The following is a 23,895-nucleotide window of genomic DNA, read 5'->3' as shown; positions in this document are numbered from 1 at the left end:
ACCGTCGGGACCGGCCCGGGCGGGACGGCCGCACGGCAGCGCGGATGGCCGCCGGGTCGGAGGCGGAGCCGTCAGGCGATGCCGGCGGACGACGACGGGTCGTCCTCCGACGCACCGTCCTCCTCGGCGCGGGGCACCCGGCGGAGCAGGCCGGGCCCGACGGCGGCGGGCGGTCCGACCGGCTCGACGGCGACCGCCGGCACCGGCGTCTCCACCGGCGCCGGAGCGAGGTCCCCGGCCACGAGGGCTCCCGGGCCCGGCACCGCCCTCGGCTCCCCCGTCGGCCCGGCCGGCCCGACCGGCGTGCTGGCCAGCGGCGTGCCCGGCCCCGAACGGTCGGCCGCGCCGGCGCCGTTGTCGGACGGGGTGGCCGCACCGACGAGGAGCCCCGGCCCGACGGAGCGGACGCGCTGCGGCGGCGGGGCCGACGGCAGCAACCGGGGCGGCACCGCCCCCGGTGCGGAGACCGGGGCCAGCCCGGCCACGACGGTGTTGACGATCTCGGCGGCGTACGAGCCGTCCGGGTCGTAGTCGGGGTCGAAGACGGTCAGCTCGACGCCGAGGCAGTGCGGGGTGTCCACCAGGCCGGCGAGCAGGATCTCCAGCTCGGCGAAGGCGATCCCGCCCGGGTCGGGCGCGTCGACGGCCGGCATCACGGCCGGGTCGAGCACGTCCACGTCGATGTGCACCCAGTAGCCGGCGCAGTCGGCGAGCTGCTCGTGCGCCCACTGGGCGGTCCGGGCGGCGCCCTCGGCGCGCAACGCCGGCACCGGCCGGGTGGTGATGCCGGCGGCCTGGAGGTCGAGGCGGTACTCGTCCTGCGCGCGGATGCCGAGCACGACCACGTCGATGTCCCGGAAGTAGGGCCGCCGTCCCTCGATGGCGGCCAGATCGGCCTGCCCCCGCCCGGTCACCAGGGCGAGGTCCTCCCCCGCCGCCGCGCCCACGTAGGAGGCGTTGCCGGGGTGCCGGAAGTCGGAGTGGCCGTCGACGAAGACCAGCCCGATCCGCCCGCCGACCGCCTCGCCCAGCCGGTGCATGGCCAACGCCGAGCCGAGCAGCACCGAGCAGTCCCCGCCGAGCACCAGCGGGAACTCACCCCGGTCGATGATCTCGCCGATCCGGTCGGCGAGGGTCAGCGAGTAGCCGGAGATCTCCCGGGCGTGGCAGACGCCGTCGCCGGGCCGCCAGTCGCCCGGGTCGTACCGGGGCGGGGTCAGGCAGCCCGCGTCGCGGGCCCGCAGCCGGGCGAGCAGCCCCTGGTCACGCAGCGCGCCGGGCGCCTTGGCGCAGCCGGGCACGGAGGTGGACGTGGGGGGTCGCAGACCCAGGTTCGTCGGCGCGTCGAGGACGGCGATCCGGCGCATCATGGGCTCCCGTCCTCGGTGGTCGGGCGGGCCGGCCGGAACGCCGGCCCGCGCTGGCGTGCTGGGAACTCAGAACAGTGCGCTGGCCAGAGCCCGTCGGGCCGACGCGACCGCGGGGTCGTCCGGGCCGGCGATGGTGAAGAGCGAGACCAGGTGCTGGCGTACCTTCTCCCGGTCGTCGCCGAAGGTCCGGCGGACCAGGCCCACCAGGCGGGCGTACGCCTGCTCGGCCAGGCCGCTGAGCACCTCGATGTCGGCGGCGAGCAGCTGGGCCTCGACGTCGTCGGGGGCGCCCTCGGCGGCGGCGAGCGCGGCCCGGGGGTCGACACCGGCGACCCGGCGGGCGACCCCGACCTGGGCCAGGCCGGCCTCGGCCGCGGCGTCCGCGGGGGCGTCGGCCAGGATCTTCCGGTACGCCCGCTCGGCGGCGTCCAGGTCGCCGCTCATCAGGGCGTCGTCGGCCTCGTCGAGGCGCGGGTCCTCCGGCTCGGCGACGCTCACGCCACCGGCCTTGAGTACCGCCTGGATCCACTGCCGCAGCTGGGCCTCCGGCACCACGCCGGAGAAGGCGTCGACCGGCTGCCCGCCGACCACCGCGTAGACCATCGGGATGCCCTGCACCCGGAACATCTGGGCGATGCGGGGGTTGGCGTCCACGTCGACCTTGGCGAGCACCCAGGCCCCGCCGCCCTCGGCGGCGAGCCGCTCGAGCACCGGGCTGAGCTGCTTGCAGGGCTCGCACCACTCGGCCCAGAAGTCCACGACCACCGGTGTGCTCAGCGAACGTTCGAGGACCTCGGACTGGAAGGTGGCCTCGGTCACGTCGATCACGGCGACGCCGCCGCCTGCGGCGGGGCCGCCCGGTAGACCGGCGGGCGGGCCGGCCTGGGTCGGTGTGGCGGGGCGGGTCGGGGCCGGTGCGGTGCTGCGCAGCGCGCTGAGGTCGACCGCGCCGCGGGTGAAGATCGACGAGGTGATCCGTGGGTCGCTCATGGTTACCTAGTCTCGCACGTGTCCCGCTGAACTCAGATCAACCGCGACGGCGACAGTTGCAACTCTCACCCCTGCTCATCCCCCTGCCGGGCCGCACGCCACCCCACCCCGCGATCTCGCGGTCGCGACCCCGACAGCAGCGGCGGATGCCGCGTCCGACGGGCCGGAACCGAGAGGTGACGGGGTGGGGTGGACGGAGGTCAGAACCGGGCGGGTTCGCGGTAGACGCCCCACTCGGCGCGGAGGGCGTCGCAGATCTCGCCGAGGGTGGCTTCGGCGCGGACGGCGTCGAGCATCGCCGGCACCATGTTCTCCGTGGTGCGGCTGACCTCGACCATCCGGGCGACCGCGGCCCGTACGGCCGCGTCGTCGCGGGTCGACTTCCGCTCGGCCAGCAGCCGGCGCTGCTCCAGCTCCACCTCGTGCGAGATGCGCAGGATCTCCAGGTCCTTGGCGACGGTGCCGGTGTGGCAGTTGACCCCGACGATCTTCTTGTCGCCCTTCTCCAGCGCCTGCTGGTAGACGAAGGCCGACTCGGCGATGTGGCCGGTGAACCAGCCGTCCTCGATGCCGCGCAGGATGCCGGAGGTCATCGGGCCGATCTGGTGCGGGCCCTCGCCGCCGAGCTGCCGGATCCGGGCGAAGATCTCCTCCGCCTCGGCCTCGATCTTGTCGGTGAGCGCCTCGACGTACCAGGAGCCGCCGAGCGGGTCGGCGACGTTGACCACCCCGGTCTCCTCCATCAGCACCTGCTGGGTACGCAGGGCGATCTCGGCGGACTCGTCGGTGGGCAGCGCCAGGGTCTCGTCCAGCGCGTTGGTGTGCAGCGAGTTGGTCCCGCCGAGCACCGCGGCGAGCGCCTCGACGGCGGTCCGCACCACGTTGTTGACCGGCTGCTGCGCGGTCAGCGACACCCCGGCGGTCTGGGTGTGGAACCGCAGCCAGAGGGCCTTCTCGCTGGTGGCGCCGTAGACGTCGCGCAGCCAGCGGGCCCAGATCCGGCGGGCGGCCCGGAACTTGGCGATCTCCTCGAAGAAGTCCACGTGCGAGTCGAAGAAGAAGCTCAGCCCGGGGGCGAAGACGTTGACGTCCAGCCCGCGCGACAGGCCCAGCTCGACGTAGCCGAAGCCGTCGGCGAGGGTGTACGCCAGCTCCTGCGCGGCGGTCGAGCCGGCCTCGCGGATGTGGTAGCCGGAGACCGAGAGCGGCTTGTAGCGCGGGATCTCCCGGGCGCAGTACTCCATCAGGTCGCCGATCAGGCGCAGGTGCGGCTCGGGGTCGAAGAGCCACTCCTTCTGCGCGATGTACTCCTTGAAGATGTCGGTCTGGAGCGTCCCGTCCAGCTTGGACAGGTCGGCGCCCTGCCGCTCGGCGGCGACCAGGTACATGCAGAAGACCGGCACGGCCGGGCCGGAGATGGTCATCGAGGTGGTGACGCCGGCCAGGTCGATGCCGTCGAAGAGCGTCTCCATGTCGGCGGCGGTGTCGATCGCCACGCCGCAGTGGCCGACCTCGCCGAGTGCCTGCGGGTCGTCGGAGTCCCGCCCCATCAGGGTCGGCATGTCGAACGCGACCGAGAGTCCACCGCCGCCGGCGCCGAGGATCATCTTGTAGCGCTCGTTGGTCTGCTGGGCGTTGCCGAATCCGGCGAACTGACGGATCGTCCAGGTCCGGCCGCGGTACCCGGTCGGGTGCAGACCCCGGGTGTACGGGTACTCGCCCGGCCAGCCGATCCGCTCGAAGCCCGGGTACGCGGTGCCCTCCGGTGGGCCGTACACCGGGTCGACGGTCATCCCGGACAGCGTGGTGAAGTCGGCGTCCCGCTTGCGCGCGGCGTCGTAGCGGGCCTGCCAGCGTGCCCGTCCGGCTGCGATCTCGTCGGCGTTCATCCGCGGGGCTCCTCCTCGGGTCCTCGACTGAAGACCGAGTGTAGAACGGGTGCCTGAACGATCGCTAAGGAAGTTCGTACCGGCCGGTAACGTGACCGGCCGGTACGCGCTTCGACGGCTACCGGGACGCGGCCGGTCCCTCCAGTCGGCGGAACTCCTCCACCGGCAGGCCGCCCCGTCCCCAGTTCTCGGTGTCGACCTCGTCGATCACCACGAAGGTCGAGGAGAGCGGCTTGTTCAGGACGTCGAGCAGCAGCTGGCTGACCCCCTTGATGAGGGCCGCCTTCTCCTCGGCGGTGGCCGCGGAGGTACCGGGCGTGCTGCCCTCCCGGGTGATCTGGATGTTGACGATCGGCATCGCACTGGTCCTTTCAGGGGTTGCGGGTCGGTCGGGGTCGGGGGTCAGTGACCGGCGTTCTGGCCGCCGTCGACGTGCAGGATCTCGCCGGTGACGAAGGGCGCGGACTCGAGGTAGACGACGGCGTCGACGATGTCGCCGGTCTCGCCCATCCGGCCGACCGGGTGCAGGCCGGCGAGCGCCTCGTGGGTCTCCACCGGGTGCATCGGGGTCTTGATGACGCCGGGCGAGACGGCGTTGACCCGGAGTCCGCGGCTGGCGTACTCGATGGCCAGGGACTTGGTCGCGGAGTTGAGGCCACCCTTGGTCAACGACGCGAGCACCGAGGGGACGTTGCGGTTGGGCTGGTCCACCAGGCTGGTCGTGATGGTGACGATGTGCCCGGCGCCGGAGGCCAGCAGGTGCGGCAGGGCGCGCTGGGTGAGGTGGAAGAAGCCGGCCAGGTTGATCCCGGCGACCCGGTCGAAGTCCTCGTCGGTGTAGTCGGTGAACGGCTTGGCGACGAAGATGCCGGCGTTGTTGACCAGGGTGTCGATGCGGCCGAAGCGCTCGAGGGCCGCGCCGACCACCCGCTGCGCCGTGCCGGCGTCGGCGATGTCGCCCCGGACGGTGACGATCTCCGGGTCGTGGGCGTCGCCGATCGAGCGGGAGGTCGCCACGACGCCGTACCCGAGCTTGCGGTAGGCCTGGACGAGGCCGGCGCCGATGCCCTGGGACGCGCCGCTGATCACGGCGACCTTCTGTCCCTGACTGGTGGTCATGAGGTGTCCCTTCCTGACGGGCGAAGACCCCGTTGGCCCGGCCCTGGATGGCCAGTAGACGACTGGTCGACAAAAAACTAGCCGACCGGTCGTGTATCGTCCAATGCATGGGCCGGACGAGTGATGCGCGGAACAAGATCCTGGAAGCGGCCGCGACGCTGCTGGAGCGGCGCGGATATTCGGCGCTGGGCGTGGCGGAGATCTGCGCCACGGCGGGCGTGCCCAAGGGCAGCTTCTACTACTTCTTCGAGTCCAAGCAGGCGCTCGCGCTCACCGTCATCGACGAGCACTGGGCGGAGCAGCGGCGGCAGTGGGTCGAGCTGCTCGGCAACGACCGCGACCCGCTGCGGCGGCTACGGGACCTGTTCGAGGCGACCGAGGAGGTGCAGCGCGCCGGGCAGCGCGAGGCCGGCCTGGTCACCGGCTGCCTCTTCGGCAACCTCGCACTGGAGCTGAGCAACCAGGCCGAGGAGGTCCGCAGCCGACTCCAGGAGATCTTCGAGGCCCAGATCGACCTCATCGAGCAGGTGATCGTCGAGGCGAAGGAGCAGGGGCTGGCCGGCCCGTCGGTCGACACCCGCGAAGCCGCGCGCTCCATGGTCGCCCAGATCGAGGGACGCGCGCTGCTGGCGAAGCTGCTCAACGACCCCGCCCAGCTCGAGACGCTGTGGCGCAACAGCCTGGACCTGCTCCAGGTGCCGCCACAGATCCGGGCCACGCTCACCTGAGCGGGCCGTCTCAGGCCGGCGACAGCGGCGGACCGCCCAGGGCCACGTCGTCGACCCGGATGTTGATCTCGTCGGCGCGCAGCCCGTAACCCTCGACCGCCGCCGTCACCGCGGCCCGCACCCCGTCGGTCACCTGCGGCACCGGGTGACCGGCCTCGATCACCAGCACCAGGTTGACCACCGCGGCGCCGTCCGTGACGTGCGCGGAGCAGCCTCGCCGGGCGTCGCCGACCTGGTCCAGGCCCACCTTGTCGAGCACCGCGTTGAAGAAGCGGGCCACGTCGCCGCCCAGCTCGGCCACGCCGGGTACGGACTTCGCGGCGGCCACCGCGATCTTCTCGACCACCTCGTCGGAGACCTGCGTCGTCCCGCCCGCCACCGCGTCCGGCGTCACCGACAGCTCCTGCGTCGCCTCGTCCATGCTCTCCCCACCACGGCTCGCACCGCCCCACGCGTCGTGGGGCGGTGCGAGCGTACTAGTCGGGGACCGTCCGCAGTGGAAGGGTCAGGAGCGGAGCTGGGCGAGCAGCTCGTCCGCGGCGGCGTACGGGTCGGTGCCGCCCTCGGCCACCTTCGCGGCGAGCGTCGGGAGCTCCGTACCGTCGCGCAGTGAGCCGATCCGGGCGCGGAGGACGCCGAGCGCGATCGCCTCGATCTCGGCGGCGGCCCGCGCCTCCCGGCGGCGGCGCAGCTCGCCGTGCTGCTCCAGCCAGCCGCGGTGCTTGTCGATCGCGGCGGCGATGTCGTCGATCCCCTCGCCCCGCGCGGCGATCGACCGGACCACCTGCGGGCGCCACTCGCCCGGCCCGCGCTCCCCCAGGGCGATCATGCCCTGGATGTCGCGGACGGTGGCGTCGGCGCCGTCCCGGTCGGCCTTGTTGACCACGAAGACGTCGGCGATCTCCAGGATGCCGGCCTTGACCGCCTGGATCGCGTCCCCCATGCCGGGCGCGAGCAGCACCAGGGTGGTGTCGGCCAGGGAGGCGACCTCCACCTCGGCCTGACCGACGCCCACGGTCTCCACCAGCACCACGTCGCACCCGGCGCCCTCCAGCACCCGGACCGCCTGCGGGGTCGCCGCCGAGAGGCCGCCGAGGTGGCCCCGGCTGGACATGGAACGGATGTAGACGCCCGGGTCGGTGGCGTGGTCCTGCATCCGCACCCGGTCGCCGAGGATCGCCCCGCCGGTGAACGGGCTGGACGGGTCGATGGCCAGCACCCCGACCCGGTGTCCGCGCGCCCGCAGCGCCCGGACCAGCTCGTTGGTGGTGGTGGACTTGCCGACACCCGGGGAACCGGTCAGGCCCACCACCTGGGCCTGACCGGCGTACGGCGCGAGCGCCGCCGCCACCTGCGGCAGCACCTCGTCACCGGACTCGACCAGGGTGATCAGGCGGGCCACCGCGCGGGGGTCACCCGCGCGGGCCCGCTCCACCAGCAGGGGTACGTCCCGACTACGCCGCACCGGTACGGCGGACGCGGCCGGGACGTCGACAGCCTCGCTCACTGTGCCGTCCTCGTTCGCGACTGCGGGGCTCGCAGACCCGGCTCAATCCTCGCGCTCACTACGCGGTCTCACCGCCTGCCGGGACGTGGATGATCAGCGCGTCGCCCTGGCCGCCACCGCCGCAGAGGGCCGCCGCGCCGGTGCCACCGCCGCGCCGCCTCAGCTCCAGCGCGAGGGTCAGCACCAGCCGGGCGCCGGACATGCCGATCGGGTGGCCCAGCGCGATCGCGCCGCCGTTGACGTTGACCTTGTCGGGGCTGATGCCGAGGTCGCGGGTGGACTGGATGCCGACCGCGGCGAACGCCTCGTTGATCTCGATCAGGTCGAGGTCGTCGATGCCCAGGCCGCCCTTCTTCAGGGCGTGGTTGATCGCGTTGGACGGCTGCGAGTGCAGGGAGTTGTCCGGACCCGCGACGTTGCCGTGCGCGCCGATCTCGGCGAGCCAGGTCAGCCCCAGCTCCTTGGCCTTGGCCTTGCTCATCACGACCACGGCGGCGGCGCCGTCGGAGATCGGCGAGGAGCTGCCGGCGGTGATGGCGCCGTCCTTGGCGAAGGCCGGGCGGAGCTTGCCGAGCGACTCGACGGTGGTGTCCGGGCGGATGCCCTCGTCCTCGCTGATCACCAGCGGGTCGCCCTTGCGCTGCGGGATCACCACCGGGGTGATCTCGTCGGCGAAGTGGCCGTTCTTCTGCGCCGCGGCGGCCCGCTGGTGGCTGGCCGCGGCGAACGCGTCCTGCTCCTGCCGGGTGATGCCGTGCTTCGCGCCGTGCCGCTCGGTGGACTCGCCCATCGAGCAGCAGTCCCAGGCGTCGCTCAGTCCGTCGTGGGCCATGTGGTCCTTGATCGTGACGTCGCCGTACTTGTAGCCGGTGCGCTGGCCGAGCAGCAGGTGCGGGGCGTTGGTCATCGACTCCATGCCGCCGGCCACCACGATGTCGAACTCGCCGGCCCGGATCAGCTGGTCGGCCAGGGCGATCGCGTCCAGCCCGGAGAGGCAGACCTTGTTGATGGTCAGCGCCGGGGTGGACATCGGGATGCCGGCCTCGACGGCGGCCTGACGGGCCGGGATCTGACCGGTGCCGGCCTGGAGCACCTGACCCATGATCACGTACTGGACCTGGTCGGGGGCGACGCCGGCGCGCTCCAGCGCGGCCTTGATCGCGACGCCGCCGAGCTTCGTCGCCGGGAGATCCTTGAGGTTGCCGAGCAGGCGCCCCATCGGGGTCCGCGCGCCGCTGACGATCACCGAAGCCATTGCCTGCCTCCGAGGGGGTGCCGACCTGTACGCCTTAACGATTGTTCGGTCAGACTAGCGCCATGGCTGAGAACTCCCCCGTCGAGACCGCTGCCGACTTTGTCACAGACGTCGGGCTGCGCCGCATCGACCACGTCGGCGTCGCGGTGGCCGACCTGGACGCGGCGATCGACTTCTACCAGCGCACCTTCGGCATGCGCTGCGTGCACGTCGAGACCAACACCGAGCAGGGCGTACGCGAGGCGATGCTGGCCGTCGGCCCGACCACCGAGGGCGGCTGCGTGCAACTGCTCGCCCCGCTGACCCCGGAGTCGACCATCGCGAAGTTCCTGGACCGCAACGGCCCGGGCGTGCAGCAGGTGGCGTACACGGTCGCCGACATCGACGCGGCCTGCGCGGCGCTGCGCGAGCGGGGCGTGCGACTGCTCTACCCGGAGCCCAAGCGGGGCACCGCGAACTCCCGGATCAACTTCGTGCACCCGAAGGACGCCGGCGGCGTCCTGGTCGAGCTGGTCGAGCCGGCCGCCGACGCCCACTGACCACCGCTTTCGCCCCTGCCCCTGCCCTGTGCCGCCGTTTGCGGCGTGTCGGGCCGCCCCTGTCGCCGGACACCCCGACACGCCGCGAACCGGGGCCGCGCTGACGGCCGGCGGCGGGGGCGGCACCGGCGAAGGCGACGACGTGACCCGTCCCAGGAGGCGGGACGGAGCGCGGCGGTGCGCGATAGGCGTGTCCCACGGACAGCTCCACGCATCGGCCAATGCAGTTTTTCACAGAGGACTTCCGGCCCTAGCTACCGTTCAGTAACGTCCCGGCCCACAAGGAGCGCGACCGGTGCCGGATGTGTCGATTGCCGACATGGCGGTCGGTCGCACCGGCGCCGACGATGGCAGCACCCCTGCCCCCCGGCGTGGGTGCGGACGAACGGGAGGTCACCGTGCAGGACATCCTCGAAGCGATCATGGCGGCAGAAGGCTCCGACCAGCCGGAGCGCGAGCTGGCCCGTATTGCCGGTCTGCCCGTACCGGAGAGCTACCGGGGCATGGTGGTCCGCGCCGACGAGACCCGGATGTTCGACGGGATGGCCACCCGGGACAAGGACCCGCGCAAGGCGCTGCACCTGCAGGAGGTGCCCACCCCCGAACTCGGTCCGGGCGAGGCCCTGGTCGCGGTGATGGCCAGCGCGATCAACTACAACACGGTCTGGACCAGCATCTTCGAGCCGCTGCCGACCTTCAAGTTCCTCCAGCGCTACGGCCGGCTCTCCGAGCTGACCCGCCGGCACGACCTGCCGTACCACGTGGTCGGTTCGGACGCCGCCGGCGTGGTGCTGCGTACCGGCCCCGGCGTGACGAAGTGGAAGGCCGGCGACGAGGTGGTCGCGCACTGCCTGTCGGTGGAGCTGGAGGACGCGGCCGGCCACGACGACACCATGCTCGACCCGCAGCAGCGGATCTGGGGCTTCGAGACCAACTTCGGCGGGCTCGCCGAACTGGCCGTGGTCAAGGCCAACCAGCTGATGCCGAAGCCGCGTCACCTCAGCTGGGAGGAGGCGGCCAGCCCCGGGCTGGTCAACTCCACCGCGTACCGGCAGCTGGTCTCACACCACGGGGCCAACATGAAGCAGGGCGACGTGGTGCTGATCTGGGGCGCCTCCGGCGGCCTCGGCGGGTACGCCACCCAGATGGCGCTCAACGGCGGCGCGATCCCGGTCTGCGTGGTCTCCTCGCCGGAGAAGGCCGAGCTGTGCCGGTCGATGGGCGCCGAGCTGGTGATCGACCGCACCGCGGAGGGCTTCCGGTTCTGGTCCGACGAGCAGACCCAGGACCAGGACGAGTGGCGCCGCTTCGGCGAGCGGATCCGCGAGCTGACCGGCGGCGAGGACCCGGACATCGTCTTCGAGCACCCCGGCCGGGAGACCTTCGGCGCCAGCGTCTACGTGGCCAAGAAGGGCGGCACCATCGTCACCTGCGCCTCCACCAGCGGCTTCCTGCACCAGTACGACAACCGCTACCTCTGGATGCACCTCAAGCGGATCGTCGGCAGCCACTTCGCCAACTACCACGAGGCGTGGCAGGCCAACCGTCTCGTCGCGCTCGGCCAGATCCACCCGACGGTGTCGAGGACCTACCCGTTGGAGCAGACCGGCCAGGCGGCGTACGAGGTGCACCGCAACGCCCACCAGGGCAAGGTCGGTGTCCGCTGCCTCGCCCCCACCGACGGGCTGGGGGTCCGGGACACCGAGATGCGGTCCCGCCACGAGAGCGCGATCAACCGGTTCCGCGGCCACTGAGCCGTCCGGGTGAGGGCCGCTCACCCATTGCGGCGAGGCGGCCATTGCCTTTCCGCACCGGTCACCGGACCGCCATTCGAGTGAGCGGGACAAAGGGCCGCGGGCATGTCCCGCGGCCCTTTTCACGCTCACTTTGCGTGACCCCCGGCCCGCCCGGGAGCTGCCAAGATCGCCGTTTGGTCCGGTCTCCCGCGGCGTTGCAGTTGACCATGTAAAGAGGACACGAAAGCTCGGGACCGCTCTTGCGAACGCCCCCGGGGGGTCTGCGAGTATGTCCCAATGCCCCAGCAGCAGTCCTCCCCTCTCGCGTTCTTCGATAACGCGAACTCGCAGCCAGATTTCACCGTTGGCCTGCGCGGATACAACACCCACCAGGTCGACGACTTCATCGGCCGGATGACCGCCGCGCTGACCCAGTCCGAGCAGGCTCGGGCCGAGGCCGAGCAGCGGATGAACGACGCGCAGCGTCGGCTCCGGCAGGCCGAGCAGCGGCAGACCGCGCTCGAGCAGAAGCTCACCGACACCAACAAGCAGCTCGAGGAGAACAGCCGGCCGACCCTCTCCGGTCTCGGCACCCGGGTCGAGCAGATCCTCCGGCTGGCCGAGGAGCAGGCCAACGACCACCGCAACGAGGCCAAGCGCGAGTCGGAGGGCATCCTCTCCGCCGCCCGCCTCGAGGCGCGGGAGATCACCGACAAGGCGCGGGCCGAGGCGGCCGCGATGAAGGCCACCGCCGAGCGGGAGGCCGGCACCGTCCGTACCGCCGCCGAGCGCGAGGCCGCCGAGGTCCGGGTGCAGGCCCGCCGCGAGGCCGACACGCTCCGTGCCGACGCCGAGCGGGAGACCAAGCAGCTTCGTACGGTCACCGCGCACGAGGTGGCCGAGCTGAAGTCCACCGTCGAGCGTGAGGTCGCGACCCTCCGCGCCACCGCCGAGCGGGAGATCACCCAGCAGCGGGCGAAGGCGGCCCGCGAGGCCGAGGAGAAGCGCGCCGAGGCGACCAAGCTGCTCACCGACGCCCGCGACAAGCGCGACAAGGACCTCCAGGCCCTGGAGCTCCAGCTCGCCGAGCGCCGCGAGAAGGCCGAGCGCGAGGAGTCGGAGCGGCACGCCGCCCAGGTCGCGCAGACCCAGAAGCTGGTCGGCGAGGCCGAGCAGCGCGCCCGCGCCGCCCAGGAGCGCGCCAAGGAGATCGAGCAGCGCGCCGAGGCCCGCCGGGTCGACTCGGAGCGCACCGCCAACGAGACGGTCGACAAGGCCAAGGCGCTGGCCGACAAGACGCTGAACGAGGCGAAGGCCGAGGCGAAGCGGCTGCTCCACGAGGCTCGCACCGAGGCGGACCTGACCACCCAGGCGGCTCGCCGCGAGGTGGACGACCTGACCCGCCAGAAGGACGCCGTCACCTCGCAGCTCGGCCAGATGCTCTCCGGTCTCGCCGGGATCGTGCCGGGTGTGCCGTCCCAGCCGGCCGCCACGGCGGCCAAGCCGGAGCCGGCCAAGGCCGGCACCGAGCAGCGGGCCACCGCGGAGACCACCAGCTGACCCACCGCAGCGTCGGGGCTGACGGCGTGGGGTGACACCGGGTGACCGGTGTTGCCCCACGCCGTGACCGTTTCCCACCCCTTGACACCAACTCGTCCGAAGCGAGTGAAGTAGCTCCCAACAGGGGCGTCCGTATCGCCCCAGCAGGGCGGTATGCGTGTGAGGATGGGGTCATGTCGCACGGCGAGGAACTGTTCGCTCTCGGCGGGGACGTGACCACGGAGCCCAGCTTCGAGTCCGCTCTGCGGGGGTACGAGAAACGACAGGTAGACCGCTACGTCGCTCGTGCGGAGCACGAGATCGCGACCCTGGCGGCCGAGCGGGAGCAGGCGTACACGCAGATCCACAAGCTGGCCGGCCAGGTCGAGCACCTCCAGCGGGATCTGGTCCAGGTGCGTAAGCAGGTCGGCGCGGTGGACCGGGCCTCGTTCCGACACCTCGGGCCCCGGGTCGAGCAGATCCTCAGCCTCGCCGAGGAGCAGGCCGACGCCATCCTGGCCGCCGCCCACGAGGAGATCGAGGCCCGTCGAGGCGCCGCCGAGCACATCATCGACGAGGCGCGTGAGCAGGCCGCGAAGGCCCTGAAGGACTTCGAGATCGCGCTGGCCGCCCGACGCTCCGAAGAGGAGCGGCACACCGCCGCCCGCAAGGCCGAGGCGGAAGCCACGCTGCGGTCGGCCAAGGAGGACGCCGCCAAGCTGCGCGCCACCGCGCAGGACGAGTCCACCAAGCTGCGTGCCACCGCGCAGGACGAGTCCACCCGGCTGCGCAAGGCCGCGCAGGAGGCGCTGGCCAAGGCCCAGCAGGAGGCCACCCAGCTGCGCGACACGGCGAAGGAGATCCACGCCCGCGCCCAGCAGGAGTCCACCAAGCTGCGCGACACGGCCAAGGAGGCGCTGGCCAAGGCCCAGCAGGAGGCGACCCAGCTGCGCGAGGCGGCCAAGGAGGTGCACGCCAAGGCCCAGCAGGAGGCCAAGCGGCTCACCGAGTCGGCGGCCGAGGCCGGCCGGGCCACGCATGCCAAGGCCCTCCAGGAGGCGAAGCGGATCACCGACGACGCCGAGGAGGCCGCGAAGTCCACCCGGGGCCGGGCCCGGCAGGAGGCGCACCGGCTGACCACCGAGGCCGCCGAGGCGGCCAAGCGCAACCGCGCCGAGACCGAGTCGTACGTGCAGCGGATGCGGTCGGAGACCGAGGCGTACGTGCAGCACGCCCGCGCGCAGACGCAGCAGGAGCTGGGTGCCTGGCGGGCCGGGGTGGAGCAGGAGGTCAACGGCCGGCGCGAGGCCGCCGACCGGGAGCTGGCCCAGCGTCGCGCCACCGCCGAGCAGGAGTTCGCCAAGCGCCGCGACGAGCTGGACAAGCAGCACCGGACCCGGTCCGAGGAGCTGGAGAAGCAGCACAAGACCCGGCACGACCAGCTGGAACGCCAGTGGACCGCCCGGCGCGACGAGATCGAGCAGGGCGCCGCGGGCATCCGCCGGGCCGCCGAGGAGGACGCGCTGACCATGCGCCAGCGCGCCGAGGAGGAGGCTGCGACGCTGCTCAGCCGGGCCGAGACGGAGGCCGCCGACAAGCGCCGCAAGGCCGACGAGCACGTCGCCGCCTCACGCCGCCAGTTCGAGGAGTACGCGGCCACCACCCAGCAGCACCTGGCCACCACGCAGCAGCACCTCGCCGCGACCCAGCAGGAGGCGGCGGCGGGCCGCCAGCAGCTCGCCCAGGTGATGCTGGAGATCGCCCAGGCCCAGCAGCAGCTCGCCGACCTGCGCCAGGAGACCTGGCAGGCGCGGCAGGAGTTCGACGAGCTTCAGCGGCAGATCACCGAACTCCAGCTCCGCAAGGTCACCGGCACCGCGGCCGTGCCGTCGATGGACGGGGCCGGCCCGGCGGGGGACGGCGCCCGACCGCTCCCGACCTCGGGGAACGGCGCCAAGCCCGTCGCCGGCAGCAAGCCGGTCGCCGTGGACGGCGGCAAGCCGGCCGCCGTGGACGGTGGCAGGCCCGTCGCGGTGGACGGGGGCAAGGCGGTCCGGACCACCGACACCGGCGCGGGCCGGACGACGCCCGCCGCCGACGGCGCGAAGTCGACCGTGACGTCCGCCGCGAAGGGCGCCAAGCCCGCTCTCACGCCCGCCTCGGACGGCGGGGGCGCGAAGTCCCGGCCGGGCGCCGAGTCGGTGACCACGGTGGACGGTGCCACGGCCAGCGCCGGGGTCGACGGCGAGCCGATCGTGGCGGCGGTGCCCGGCGCCGGTGGACGGGAGGCCACCCCGACCAGGATCACCAGCACCGGGGAGAACGGCAAGCGGCCGACCAAGCCGACCACCGACGAGCGCAGCGCCAAGCCGAGCACGGTCACCGTTGAGTCCGACTGACCCGCGCCCCGCACGACGGCGACGGGTCAGTCCCGCTGCGGTCCGGGTACCGGCGTGTCGGCGAACGAGGCCACCGTACGGTCGGCGTACGCGCTGACGTCGCCGGTCTCCATCGGGCCGTCCCAGGTCGTCGGCAGCGGCAGCGGCACCGCCGGGTTGACCCGCCGCACGATCTCGTTCAGCGCCGTCTCGGCGTCGCCCACCCAGAGGTGCTTGGCGCCGTCGACCCCGACCACCTCGGCGTGCGGCACCGCCGCGAAGCGCTCCCGGGCCTCGGCCGGCCGCAGGTAGTCGTCGAACTCGGGCACCAGGGCGGTGAGCGGCTTGCCGGTCTCCGTCCAGATGGTGAGGTCCCCCGGCTGGGAGTAGCGCAGCGGCGGGGAGAGCAGGATCGCCCCGGACACCGCCGGGTCGCAGCCGAACTTCAGCGTCAGGTCGGTGCCGAACGACCAGCCGACCAGCCAGATGTTCGGCAGCTCGTGGAACTCGGCGTACTCGATCGCGGCGGCGACGTCGAAGCGCTCCCCCACCGCGTTGTCGAAGGCGCCCTCGCTGGTGCCGCGGACGCTGCTGGTCCCCCGGGTGTTGAACCGGAGCACCGCCAGGTCGGCCAGCGCCGGCAGCCGCCAGGCCGCCTTGCGGAACACGTGGCTGTCCATCATTCCGCCGTGCGTGGGCAGCGGGTGCAGGCAGACCAGCGTGCCGACCGGCTCGCGGTCGAGCGGACGGGCCAGCTCACCGACGAGGCGGAGGCCGTCGGCGGTGTGCAGCTCGATCTCCTCCCGGCGGGCGGGCAGGATCGACGACGCGCGGATCGGTGTGCTCACCGCTCAAGTCTGGCGCGAAGTCGCTGCTGCCGCCCACCCGGGCGTGACAGGGTGACCCAGATCGCTCAGCCGTACCTTGGGGCGCTGCGGCCCCGCTGGATCGCCGGGCCCCGCCGGTCCCGGGCCCGCCAGCAGCCGCTGTGCCAGTGCCGCCGGTCGGTGAGGTCACCGGTGCCGTCCGCCGGCCAGGCCACCAGGTGCGCCACGCCCGGGCGGATCTCCTGGTCACACCCCGGGCATCGGTACGTCTTGGTGGACGCTCCGCCGCCGATCCCCCGTACCTGCCACTCGCCGTCGCGCCACTGCTGGACCGTCTCCACGCCCTGGCGGACCCGGGCGGAGTCCAGGTGGTCGGTGTCCTCGCGGCGGGGACGGTTGCGACGGGGGCTCACGTCCCCCAGATTACGGTCACCGCCAGGTCTCCGGCCTGGTGAGGTCCGTCGCCAACACCGCCCCGCCGAGCACGGTCGCCGCGTCCGCCTCGGTGAACCCCGGCTGCGGCCAGCCGAAGCGGGCAATCAGGTGCGCCTTGCGGATGCCGAGCAGCTCCAGCTCACCCAGGGAGGAGAGGTGGGCCGGGCGGTCGCCGATCGTCCGGTTTCCCCGGGTCCGGAGGCCGGCGATCCCCTCGCGGTACTCCAACCGCACGTCGAGCCGCTGGTCGCCGGGGCGGGTGACGGTGAGGACGACGTCCAGCGAGTCCGGAAAGCCGATCGCGTTGACCTCGCAGCCGGCCAGCCGGGCGTCCGGCGGCAGCGTGGTGAGCCGCAGCGGGGAGGCGCACCGGTGCGCCTCGTCCAGTCGGAGCGCGGCCACCGCCTCGCGCAGCACGCTGTCGTCGTCGGCCACGGTGTGCACCCGGGCGAAGAGCCCCGGGGTCGGCTGCCAGCGCAGGAACCAGCCCGGCGGCCCGCCGGGCCCCGGCGACGGCACCCGCTGCACCCGCCCGTCGAAGTCGGCGGCGGTGGCGGGCTCGTCCGGGTAGGTCATGCCCTCGTGCGTCGACTGCTCCACCGCGGCGACGTCGGTGGACAGGTCGACCGCGACCTGCCGGCCGCCGCCGAGGTCGAGCCGGCCGCCCTCGACCCCCCGACCGGTCCGCCAGGTGAGCTGGCGGGCCCGGGCCGGGTCGACCCCGAAGTGCAGCACCTCGGGGTCGGTGCCGACCAGGTCGGGGCGGGCGGCGGCTCCGGCGGTCGCGTCGAGCCGGGGCGGGGCCACCGGCGCGGCGGCGACCCCGAGGTCCGGAGCGGCGTCCGGCAGGGCGGCGGGCAGCCCGAGGCCGACCGCCACGGCCAGTCCCAGTGCGATCCCCGCGCCGGTCCGGCGACGACGGCGGCGCAGCCGGCCCCGGGCGACCGCCCCGGCGGCCAGCCGGTCGGTGTCCACCGCGCCCTCGGCGCGCTCCGCCAACGTCGCGGCGATCCGCTGGTCCAGGTCGGTCACGGCCGGCTCCCCTGCGTCGTCGGGGCGCCGATGCGCGCCCGGAGGTGGGTGAGCGCCCGCATCGCGTGGGTGCGGACGGTGACCGGCGAGCAGCCGAGGATCTGGGCGATGGTCGCGTCGTCGAGGTCCTCGTAGTAGCGCAGCACCAGCACGGCCCGCTGCCGGTCGGGCAGCGTGCGGATCAGCCGCCACATCTCGTCCCGGTCCGCCGCCGCGCCGCCGAGGTCGTCGCGCCCGGGACGGTCGGCGAAGTCGGCGGTGGCCCGTTCCTGGTTCGACCGCCGTCGCCACCAGGAGGTGTGGGCGTTGACCAGCATCCGCCGCACGTAGACGTCCGGCCGGTCGGCGCGGGCGATCCTGCGCCAGTGCACGTAGGCCCGCGCCAGCACGTCCTGGCTGAGATCCTCGGCCCGGTGCTCGTCCCCCGTCAGCAGCCGGGCCAGCCGGACGAGCGCCGGCCCGCGACTGCTGACGTACTCCTCGAAGGTCACATCCTCAGGACGCCGTCAGCGGCGTCCGGCGTTGACCGGAGTCAGCGTCGGGTGTGGTCGCGGAAGCCGCGGCCGCTCTTGCGGCCCAGGTAGCCGGCGGTCACCAGGTGCTCCAGCAGCGGCGCCGGGGCGAAGCCCGGCTCGCGCAGCTCCAGGTAGAGCTCCCGCTGGATGGCCAGCGACACGTCCAGCCCGACCACGTCGAGCAGTTCGAACGGGCCCATCGGGTAGCCGCAGCCCAGCTTCATCGCGTGGTCGATGTCGTCGGCGGTGGAGTAGCTCGCCTCCAGCATCTTCACCGCGTCGTTGAGGTACGGGAAGAGCAGCGCGTTGACGATGAAGCCGGACCGGTCGCCGCAGACCACGCCGGTCTTGCCGAGCGCGGCGCAGACCGCGCGGGCGGTGGCGGTGGTCTCCGCCGAGGTGCGGATGGTCCGCACCACCTCGACCAGCGGCATGATCGGCGCCGGGTTGAAGAAGTGCAGCCCCACCACGTCGGCCGGCCGCTGGGTCGCCATCGCCACGTCGATCACCGGCAGCGACGAGGTGGTGGTGGCGAGCACGACACCGGGCTTGCAGATCTCGTCGAGGCTGGCGAAGAGGGCCTTCTTGACGCTCAGCTCCTCGACCACCGCCTCGACCACCAGGTCGACGTCGGCCAGGTGCTCCAGGGTGGCGGACCAGTTGATCCGGCCGAGCGCGGCGTCCCGGTCGCTCTCGCTGAGCTTGCCGCGGACCACGCCCTTGTTGAGGGAGGTCTTGACCGCCTCGAAGACCTTGGCGGACTTCTCCGCGCCCCGGGTCACCGAGACGACCTCGTAGCCGGCCTTGGCGAAGACCTCGATGATGCCGGTCGCCATCGTTCCGGATCCCACCACGCCGACCTTCGCGATCGCGCGGGCGCCGTCGGCGAGCGCCGACTCCGCCGTCACGGGCGTCTGCTCGTCGGGTACGACCACCGGGGAGCCGGGCCGCTCGTAGGTGTAGAAGCCCCGGCCGGACTTGCGGCCGAGCAGACCCGCGGTGACCATCTGCTTGATCAGCGGCACCGGGGCGTGCCGGCGGTCCCGGCCGCCGCGCCGGTACATGGTGTCCAGGATCTCGTACGCGGTGTCGAGGCCGATCAGGTCCATCAGGGCGAGCGGGCCCATCGGCAGGCCGCAGCCGAGCTTCATCGCGGCGTCGATGTCCTCGCGGGTGGCGTACCGGCCCTCGAACATGCTGACGGCGTGGTTGAGGTAGCCGAAGAGCAGCGCGTTGGCGATGAAGCCGGCCCGGTCGTTGATGGTGACGTCGACCTTGCCCAGCCGCGCGCAGAGCGCCTCGACGTCGGCGACCACGTCGGCGGAGGTGACCACCGTGCGGACCACCTCGACCAGCTTCATGACCGGGGCCGGGTTGAAGAAGTGGATGCCGATGACCTGGTTGGGTCGGGTGGTGGCGACGGAGATCTCGGTGACGCTGAGCGAGGAGGTGTTGGTGGCCAGGATCGCCTCGGGCTTGCAGACCCGGTCCAGCTCGGCGAAGATCCGCTGCTTCAGGTCGAGGTGCTCGGGGACGGCCTCGATCACCAGGTCCACCGAGTGCAGGGCCTCCAGCCCGACCTGGAAGTCGACCCGGGAGAGCAGGGCGTCCCGGTCGGCCTCGGCGAGCTTGCCCTTGGCGACCGCCCGGTCGGTCGAGCCGGTCAGGGTGACCCGGCCGCGCTCCACGGCGGCCTCGGAGATCTCCACCGCGACGACGTTGATGCCGTTGCGGGCGAAGACCTCGACGATGCCGGCACCCATGGTGCCCAGACCCACCACACCCACACTGGTGAACTCGCGCGCCACGACCGGCCTCCCCTGTTCGCTCCGCAGCCGACTTGAACGGCCGCTAAGGTTATGCGCCGGAGTCTGCCACGTGACGTCGGGTTGTCGAGACGCCGTGGGATATTTCACGCACCCTGCCAGGGTCAGGTCGTGGCCGGCGCTCCGGTGAGGGCCAGCAGCTCCGCGACGAACTCGGCCGGCCGTTCCAGGTGCGGGCTGTGCCCACAGCCGGGGAGCACCACCTCCCGGTACGTGCCACCGGCCGCGGCGTACCGCTCCAGCACCGTCCGGGTCTGCCCGACCATCGGCTGCGGCGGGCAGTCCGCCTCCCCGGGCCAGCCCGGCGCCATCCCCAGCGACCCCAGGTACGCCAGGTCGAACAGCGAGGTGTCGGAGACGATCACGTCCGCGTCGCCGCGTACCCAGGTGACCGGCGGCTTGACCGCGACGGCGATCAGCTCGTCGGCGATCCGGAAGTGGGCCGGGGCGAGCGCGTTGAGCACCCCCCGCCCACCGGGGGCGGTGCCGGGCCAGTGCGCCGAGCCGGTGGCCGTGCCCGGGTAGTTGTCGTCGCCGGTCGCGGTGGACAGGACGCTGTCCAGCAGCAGCTCCTCGTCCTCGGCCAGGGTGGCCGGATCGGCCACGTACGTCGCCCGCAGCACGTTGCGGGGGCTGGTCGGGGCGTCCGCACCCCGGTCACCGGCGGCGAGCCGGGCCACGAAGTCCGCGTTGGCGGTGCCGGCCCCGGTGCCGGCGAAGTCGGGCGTGGTCGGGGTGCCGTCCAGGTCGCGGGTGCCGCCGAAGCCGTACGGCGAGACCGGCGCCTCCAGCAGCAGCGCCGCGACCCGCTGCGGATGGTCGACGAGCAGCCGCATCGCCACTCCCCCGCCGAGGGAGTGTCCGACCACGACGGGGCGGGCGTCGGCGGGGAAGAGCCCGGGGGCGTCGAGCAGCGCGGCCACGTCGTCGGCGAAGTCGGCCAGCCCCCGGGTGGCGTCCACCGGGGCGGGGTCGGTGTCGCCGTACCCGCGCAGGTCGGGCGCGATCACCCGGAGCGTGGCGGGCAGCCGGCGCAGCAGCGGCTCCCAGAAGGCCGAGGAGGAGGCGTTGCCGTGCACCAGCAGTACCGGCGTGCCGTCCGGGGGCCCGGCCACCCGGACCCGTTGGCCGATGCCGTTCGCCGTCACGGTCCGCTGCGCGATCTCCATCCGCGGCATGGTGCCACGACGCCCCGGGGTGGTCCATGGGCCGGCCACCCACGATCGGCGGCCCCGCGATGTGCCGGAGCACCGCCGGTGGGCGGGCCACGGCGACGGGGCCCGGTGGAGGGCGCGTGGAGCGCCGTCAGCCCTCGCCGAGCCGGGACGGCACCGGCTCACCCGTGGGCAGGGCCTCCGTCGGCCCGTTCGCGGGTGCGGCCAGCGGCAACGGCAGCGTCGGCCGGTGGTCGCGGCGGACGCCGCCCGAGGCGAAGCTCAGCCCGACCGGGTCGGTGGTGGCCAGGCCCGGATCGGAGTAGCGCAGCTCGGTGCGGCCGATCCGGATGACGTCCCCGTCGGACAGCAACTCCTCGACGCGGATCCGCCGGTCGTTGAGCCAGGTCCCGTTGGTGGAACCCAGGTCGACCAGGGTGACCCCGGCGTCGGAGACCCGCACCGCCGCGTGCCGGCGGCTCAGGTGCGGATCGGGTACGGCGATTTCGGCGTTCGGCGCGCGGCCGATCACGAGCTGCCGCCGGCCGAGCCGGAAGATCGCCCCACGCATCGGTCCGCCCGCCACCCGCAGCAACGGGACAAGTTCCGGATGATCCTCCATGGACTCTCAGCTCCCCACCCCCGGCATGGCCCCCCGGGTCAGCCTGCCAGCTCGACCGGACCCACCTCACCACCCGGCCGGCCACCTCGGCGACCCCGGCCGGTCAACTCCCGATAACCGGTTCGGTCGGGAGCGTGTCGGTGTCGCCGGAATTAGCTGGGCCTACCGGTGGGTAATCTCCGGGTCTAGACTTCCGCCATGACGGCTGTGCATGTCCCGGGAACCCCGGTCATCGAGGACGGTCGACTGGTGTCGACGAGCCCGGCGACCGGCGAGGAGGCCGGACGCCTCCCGGTCGCCACTCCGGCCGACGTCGCCCGCGCGGTCGACCGCGCCCGGGCAGCCGGCGACTGGTGGGCCGGGCTGGGCTTCGGTGGCCGCCGGGAGCGGCTGCTGCGCTGGCGCAGCCTGCTCGCCCGGCGGATCGAGTCGCTCGCCGAGCTGGTGCACGCCGAGGGCGGCAAGCCGGTCTCGGACGCCATCGTCGAGATCCTCACGGCCATCGAACACATCGACTGGGCCGCCCGCAACGCGCCGCGCGTGCTCGGTCCCCGCAAGGTGCGCTCCCGGCTGATCCTCGCCGAGTTCTCCGGTCACCTCGAATACCAGCCGTACGGGGTGGTCGGCGTGATCGGCCCGTGGAACTATCCGGTCTTCACCCCGATCGGTTCCGCCGCGTACGCCCTCGCGGCCGGCAACGCCGTGGTCCTCAAGCCCAGCGAGTACACCCCGGCGGTCGGGCAGTGGCTGGTGGACGCCTTCGCCGAGGTGGTGCCGGAGCAGCCGGTGTTCACCGCGGTGCACGGGCTCGGTGACGTGGGCGCGGCGCTGTGCCGCTCGGGGGTCGACAAGTTGGCCTTCACCGGCTCCACCGCCACGGCCAAGAAGGTGATGGCGGCCTGCGCCGAGTCGCTCACCCCGGTGCTGCTGGAGGCGGGCGGCAAGGACGCGATGATCGTGGACGCGGACGCCGACCTGGACGCCGCCGCCGAGGCGTGCGTCTGGGGGGCGCTGACCAACGCGGGCCAGACCTGCATCGGCATCGAACGGGTCTACGCGGTCGAGCCGGTCTTCGACGCCTTCGTCGGCAAGGTGGTGGCCCGCGCCGAGCGGCTCACCGTCGGCGCGGAGGGGGCGGACATCGGACCGATCACCATGCCGGCCCAGCTCGACGTGATCCGCCGGCACATCGACGACGCGCTGGCCGCCGGCGGCCGGGCCGTCCTGGGCGGGGCGGAGGCGGTCCAGCCGCCGTACGTGCACCCGACCGTGCTGGTGGACGTGCCGGAGTCCTCGGCCGCCGTACGCGAGGAGACCTTCGGTCCGACGCTCACCATCAGCCGGGTCCGCGACGCCGACGAGGCGGTACGCCGGGCCAACGCGCTCTCGTACGGCCTGGGGGGTTCGGTCTTCGGCCGGAAGCGGGCGGTGGCGATCGCCCGCCGGCTGCGCTCGGGGATGGCCTCGGTCAACTCGACGCTCACCTTCGCCGGCATGTCCACGCTGCCGTTCGGCGGGGTGGGCGACTCCGGCTTCGGGCGAATCCACGGCGAGGACGGGCTGCGCGAGTTCGGCCGGGCCAAGTCGATCACCCGGCGGCGGGCCCGGTCACTGCTGCCCTCGATGACCTTCGAGCGGACCCCCGCCGACGTCGCCCGCCTGGTCAAGGCCGCCAAGCTGATGTACGGCCGGCGCTGACCGGGCGTCGGCTCAGAAGAGGGTCAGCTCGTCGCGCTCGATGCCGCGCAGCTTGTCGTAGTCGACCACCACGCAGCGGATGCCCCGGTCGGTGGCGAGCACCCGGGCCTGCGGCTTGATCTCCTGCGCGGCGAAGACCCCGGCGACCGGAGCGAGCAGCGGATCCCGGTTCATCAACTCGAGGTAGCGGGTGAGCTGCTCCACCCCGTCGATCTCGCCGCGCCGCTTCACCTCGACGGCGACCGCGCGGGAGTTGGCGTCCCGGCAGAGCAGGTCGACCGGGCCGATCGCGGTCATGTACTCCCGCCGGACCAGGGTGAAGCCCTCGCCGAGGGTCTCCGGGTTGGCGGCGAGCAGCTCCTGCAGGTGCGCCTCGACGCCGTCCTTGCGCAGCCCCGGGTCGACGCCCAGCTCGTACGAGGTGTCCTGGAAGACCTCCTCCAGGGTGATCCGCAGCTCCTCGCCGGCCTTGTTGACCACCCGCCAGACGCCCGGGGCCTCCTCGAGGCGGCACGGCGGGCTCATCCAGTTGAGTGGCTTGTACGCCCGGTCGTCGGCGTGGATGGACACCGACCCGTCCGCCTTCACCATGAGGAGCCGGGTGGCCAGCGGCAGGTGAGCCGAGAGCCGTCCGACGTAGTCCACCGAGCACTTCGCAATCACCAGCCGCACCCGACGAGGGTAGCCGAGGACCGGACCATCGCCACCGAGCGGCACTGGCGTGCCGGTGCGATGC

The 23,895-nt window shown here is 73.1% G+C and carries 22 protein-coding genes; 6 read left to right on the top strand and 16 right to left on the bottom strand.

Features of this window, described 5'->3' with window-relative positions; genetic code table 11:
- Positions 1-71: 71 nt before the first annotated feature.
- The 5 genes from AC5L3Z_RS03365 to AC5L3Z_RS03345 all read right to left on the bottom strand — a co-directional run bounded on the left by AC5L3Z_RS03365 (position 72) and on the right by AC5L3Z_RS03345 (position 5,368).
- Positions 72-1,370 (bottom strand): arginase family protein, encoded by a 1,299-nt coding sequence (locus tag AC5L3Z_RS03365; RefSeq protein ID WP_494839363.1) that lies wholly within the window; start codon positions 1,368-1,370, stop codon positions 72-74.
- 66 nt (positions 1,371-1,436) lie between these two features.
- The gene (locus AC5L3Z_RS03360; RefSeq protein ID WP_494839361.1) at positions 1,437-2,360 is read right to left on the bottom strand and encodes a tetratricopeptide repeat protein; all 924 of its coding nucleotides are present in this window, start codon (positions 2,358-2,360) and stop codon (positions 1,437-1,439) included.
- A gap of 200 nt (positions 2,361-2,560) precedes the next feature.
- Positions 2,561-4,249: a coenzyme B12-dependent isobutyryl-CoA mutase large subunit gene (gene icmA, locus AC5L3Z_RS03355; RefSeq protein ID WP_494839359.1), complete on the bottom strand. Its 1,689-nt coding sequence runs from the start codon at positions 4,247-4,249 to the stop codon at positions 2,561-2,563.
- 118 nt (positions 4,250-4,367) lie between these two features.
- On the bottom strand, positions 4,368-4,607 hold the full coding sequence (locus AC5L3Z_RS03350) for a tautomerase family protein (protein WP_494839357.1): 240 nt from the start codon (positions 4,605-4,607) through the stop codon (positions 4,368-4,370).
- A 44-nt stretch (positions 4,608-4,651) separates the two neighbouring features.
- The gene (locus AC5L3Z_RS03345) at positions 4,652-5,368 is read right to left on the bottom strand and encodes an SDR family NAD(P)-dependent oxidoreductase (protein ID WP_494839356.1); all 717 of its coding nucleotides are present in this window, start codon (positions 5,366-5,368) and stop codon (positions 4,652-4,654) included.
- Positions 5,369-5,475: 107 nt separating this feature from the next.
- Between AC5L3Z_RS03345 and AC5L3Z_RS03340 the strand changes: the two genes are divergently transcribed.
- Entirely contained in the window at positions 5,476-6,096 is a 621-nt protein-coding gene (locus tag AC5L3Z_RS03340; RefSeq protein ID WP_494839355.1) for a TetR family transcriptional regulator C-terminal domain-containing protein, read from the top strand.
- Between the two features lie 10 nt (positions 6,097-6,106).
- On the opposite strand, the gene AC5L3Z_RS03335 is transcribed toward AC5L3Z_RS03340, so the two are convergent.
- The 3 genes from AC5L3Z_RS03335 to AC5L3Z_RS03325 all read right to left on the bottom strand — a co-directional run bounded on the left by AC5L3Z_RS03335 (position 6,107) and on the right by AC5L3Z_RS03325 (position 8,858).
- Complete coding sequence (locus AC5L3Z_RS03335; protein ID WP_494839353.1) at positions 6,107-6,517, bottom strand: Asp23/Gls24 family envelope stress response protein; 411 nt, start codon at positions 6,515-6,517, stop codon at positions 6,107-6,109.
- Positions 6,518-6,601: 84 nt separating this feature from the next.
- Positions 6,602-7,603 carry a methylmalonyl Co-A mutase-associated GTPase MeaB gene (meaB, locus tag AC5L3Z_RS03330; RefSeq protein ID WP_494839352.1) on the bottom strand — a complete coding sequence of 334 codons (1,002 nt, stop codon included), beginning with the start codon at positions 7,601-7,603 and terminating at the stop codon, positions 6,602-6,604.
- A gap of 58 nt (positions 7,604-7,661) precedes the next feature.
- A complete protein-coding gene (locus tag AC5L3Z_RS03325; protein ID WP_494839351.1) occupies positions 7,662-8,858 on the bottom strand; it encodes an acetyl-CoA C-acetyltransferase in 1,197 nt (398 codons plus the stop codon).
- A 62-nt stretch (positions 8,859-8,920) separates the two neighbouring features.
- On the opposite strand from AC5L3Z_RS03325, the gene mce reads away from it, so the two are divergent.
- The 4 genes from mce to AC5L3Z_RS03305 all read left to right on the top strand — a co-directional run bounded on the left by mce (position 8,921) and on the right by AC5L3Z_RS03305 (position 15,071).
- Positions 8,921-9,397 (top strand): methylmalonyl-CoA epimerase, encoded by a 477-nt coding sequence (gene mce, locus AC5L3Z_RS03320; protein WP_494839350.1) that lies wholly within the window; start codon positions 8,921-8,923, stop codon positions 9,395-9,397.
- A gap of 398 nt (positions 9,398-9,795) precedes the next feature.
- Positions 9,796-11,151 (top strand): crotonyl-CoA carboxylase/reductase, encoded by a 1,356-nt coding sequence (ccrA, locus tag AC5L3Z_RS03315; protein ID WP_494839598.1) that lies wholly within the window; start codon positions 9,796-9,798, stop codon positions 11,149-11,151.
- 279 nt (positions 11,152-11,430) lie between these two features.
- Positions 11,431-12,693: a coiled-coil domain-containing protein gene (locus AC5L3Z_RS03310; protein ID WP_494839348.1), complete on the top strand. Its 1,263-nt coding sequence runs from the start codon at positions 11,431-11,433 to the stop codon at positions 12,691-12,693.
- Positions 12,694-12,866: 173 nt separating this feature from the next.
- Positions 12,867-15,071 (top strand): hypothetical protein, encoded by a 2,205-nt coding sequence (locus AC5L3Z_RS03305; protein WP_494839347.1) that lies wholly within the window; start codon positions 12,867-12,869, stop codon positions 15,069-15,071.
- Positions 15,072-15,097: 26 nt separating this feature from the next.
- Here the strand turns inward: AC5L3Z_RS03305 and AC5L3Z_RS03300 are convergent, their stop codons facing one another.
- The 7 genes from AC5L3Z_RS03300 to AC5L3Z_RS03270 all read right to left on the bottom strand — a co-directional run bounded on the left by AC5L3Z_RS03300 (position 15,098) and on the right by AC5L3Z_RS03270 (position 21,461).
- Complete coding sequence (locus tag AC5L3Z_RS03300) at positions 15,098-15,898, bottom strand: alpha/beta hydrolase (protein ID WP_334614745.1); 801 nt, start codon at positions 15,896-15,898, stop codon at positions 15,098-15,100.
- A gap of 65 nt (positions 15,899-15,963) precedes the next feature.
- Positions 15,964-16,290: an Rv1322 family protein gene (locus tag AC5L3Z_RS03295; RefSeq protein ID WP_494839345.1), complete on the bottom strand. Its 327-nt coding sequence runs from the start codon at positions 16,288-16,290 to the stop codon at positions 15,964-15,966.
- A gap of 16 nt (positions 16,291-16,306) precedes the next feature.
- Entirely contained in the window at positions 16,307-17,344 is a 1,038-nt protein-coding gene (locus AC5L3Z_RS03290; RefSeq protein ID WP_494839344.1) for a hypothetical protein, read from the bottom strand.
- Positions 17,341-17,835: a SigE family RNA polymerase sigma factor gene (locus AC5L3Z_RS03285; RefSeq protein WP_494839342.1), complete on the bottom strand. Its 495-nt coding sequence runs from the start codon at positions 17,833-17,835 to the stop codon at positions 17,341-17,343. The genes AC5L3Z_RS03290 and AC5L3Z_RS03285 overlap by 4 nt, the downstream gene beginning before the upstream one ends.
- 41 nt (positions 17,836-17,876) lie before the next feature.
- On the bottom strand, positions 17,877-19,667 hold the full coding sequence (locus tag AC5L3Z_RS03280; protein WP_494839340.1) for a 3-hydroxyacyl-CoA dehydrogenase family protein: 1,791 nt from the start codon (positions 19,665-19,667) through the stop codon (positions 17,877-17,879).
- 122 nt (positions 19,668-19,789) lie between these two features.
- Positions 19,790-20,854 (bottom strand): alpha/beta hydrolase, encoded by a 1,065-nt coding sequence (locus tag AC5L3Z_RS03275; RefSeq protein WP_494839338.1) that lies wholly within the window; start codon positions 20,852-20,854, stop codon positions 19,790-19,792.
- Between the two features lie 136 nt (positions 20,855-20,990).
- Positions 20,991-21,461, bottom strand: a complete 471-nt coding sequence (locus AC5L3Z_RS03270; RefSeq protein WP_494839337.1) for an FHA domain-containing protein — start codon at positions 21,459-21,461, stop codon at positions 20,991-20,993.
- 198 nt (positions 21,462-21,659) lie between these two features.
- Here AC5L3Z_RS03270 and AC5L3Z_RS03265 point away from each other — a divergent pair, with 198 nt between their 5' ends.
- Entirely contained in the window at positions 21,660-23,159 is a 1,500-nt protein-coding gene (locus AC5L3Z_RS03265; protein WP_494839335.1) for an aldehyde dehydrogenase family protein, read from the top strand.
- Positions 23,160-23,171: 12 nt separating this feature from the next.
- On the opposite strand, the gene nucS is transcribed toward AC5L3Z_RS03265, so the two are convergent.
- Positions 23,172-23,831 carry an endonuclease NucS gene (gene nucS, locus AC5L3Z_RS03260; protein ID WP_334526477.1) on the bottom strand — a complete coding sequence of 220 codons (660 nt, stop codon included), beginning with the start codon at positions 23,829-23,831 and terminating at the stop codon, positions 23,172-23,174.
- Positions 23,832-23,895: the final 64 nt, after the last annotated feature.

It is taken from the genome of Micromonospora sp. LZ37 (assembly GCF_059359015.1).
The sequence above is the reverse complement of the archived record's forward strand: the minus strand, read 5'-3'. Positions and strand labels throughout refer to the sequence as shown.

Bases quoted from the DNA above. Each gene is read 5' to 3' on its own strand.
- AC5L3Z_RS03365 (WP_494839363.1), bottom strand. From the start codon at position 1,370: ATGATGCGCCGGATCGCCGTCCTCGACGCGCCGACGAACCTGGGTCTG.
- AC5L3Z_RS03360 (WP_494839361.1), bottom strand. From the start codon at position 2,360: ATGAGCGACCCACGGATCACCTCGTCGATCTTCACCCGCGGCGCGGTC.
- icmA (WP_494839359.1), bottom strand. From the start codon at position 4,249: ATGAACGCCGACGAGATCGCAGCCGGACGGGCACGCTGGCAGGCCCGC.
- AC5L3Z_RS03350 (WP_494839357.1), bottom strand. From the start codon at position 4,607: ATGCCGATCGTCAACATCCAGATCACCCGGGAGGGCAGCACGCCCGGT.
- AC5L3Z_RS03345 (WP_494839356.1), bottom strand. From the start codon at position 5,368: ATGACCACCAGTCAGGGACAGAAGGTCGCCGTGATCAGCGGCGCGTCC.
- AC5L3Z_RS03340 (WP_494839355.1), top strand. From the start codon at position 5,476: ATGGGCCGGACGAGTGATGCGCGGAACAAGATCCTGGAAGCGGCCGCG.
- AC5L3Z_RS03335 (WP_494839353.1), bottom strand. From the start codon at position 6,517: ATGGACGAGGCGACGCAGGAGCTGTCGGTGACGCCGGACGCGGTGGCG.
- AC5L3Z_RS03325 (WP_494839351.1), bottom strand. From the start codon at position 8,858: ATGGCTTCGGTGATCGTCAGCGGCGCGCGGACCCCGATGGGGCGCCTG.
- mce (WP_494839350.1), top strand. From the start codon at position 8,921: ATGGCTGAGAACTCCCCCGTCGAGACCGCTGCCGACTTTGTCACAGAC.
- AC5L3Z_RS03310 (WP_494839348.1), top strand. From the start codon at position 11,431: ATGCCCCAGCAGCAGTCCTCCCCTCTCGCGTTCTTCGATAACGCGAAC.
- AC5L3Z_RS03305 (WP_494839347.1), top strand. From the start codon at position 12,867: ATGTCGCACGGCGAGGAACTGTTCGCTCTCGGCGGGGACGTGACCACG.
- AC5L3Z_RS03275 (WP_494839338.1), bottom strand. From the start codon at position 20,854: ATGGAGATCGCGCAGCGGACCGTGACGGCGAACGGCATCGGCCAACGG.
- AC5L3Z_RS03270 (WP_494839337.1), bottom strand. From the start codon at position 21,461: ATGGAGGATCATCCGGAACTTGTCCCGTTGCTGCGGGTGGCGGGCGGA.
- AC5L3Z_RS03265 (WP_494839335.1), top strand. From the start codon at position 21,660: ATGACGGCTGTGCATGTCCCGGGAACCCCGGTCATCGAGGACGGTCGA.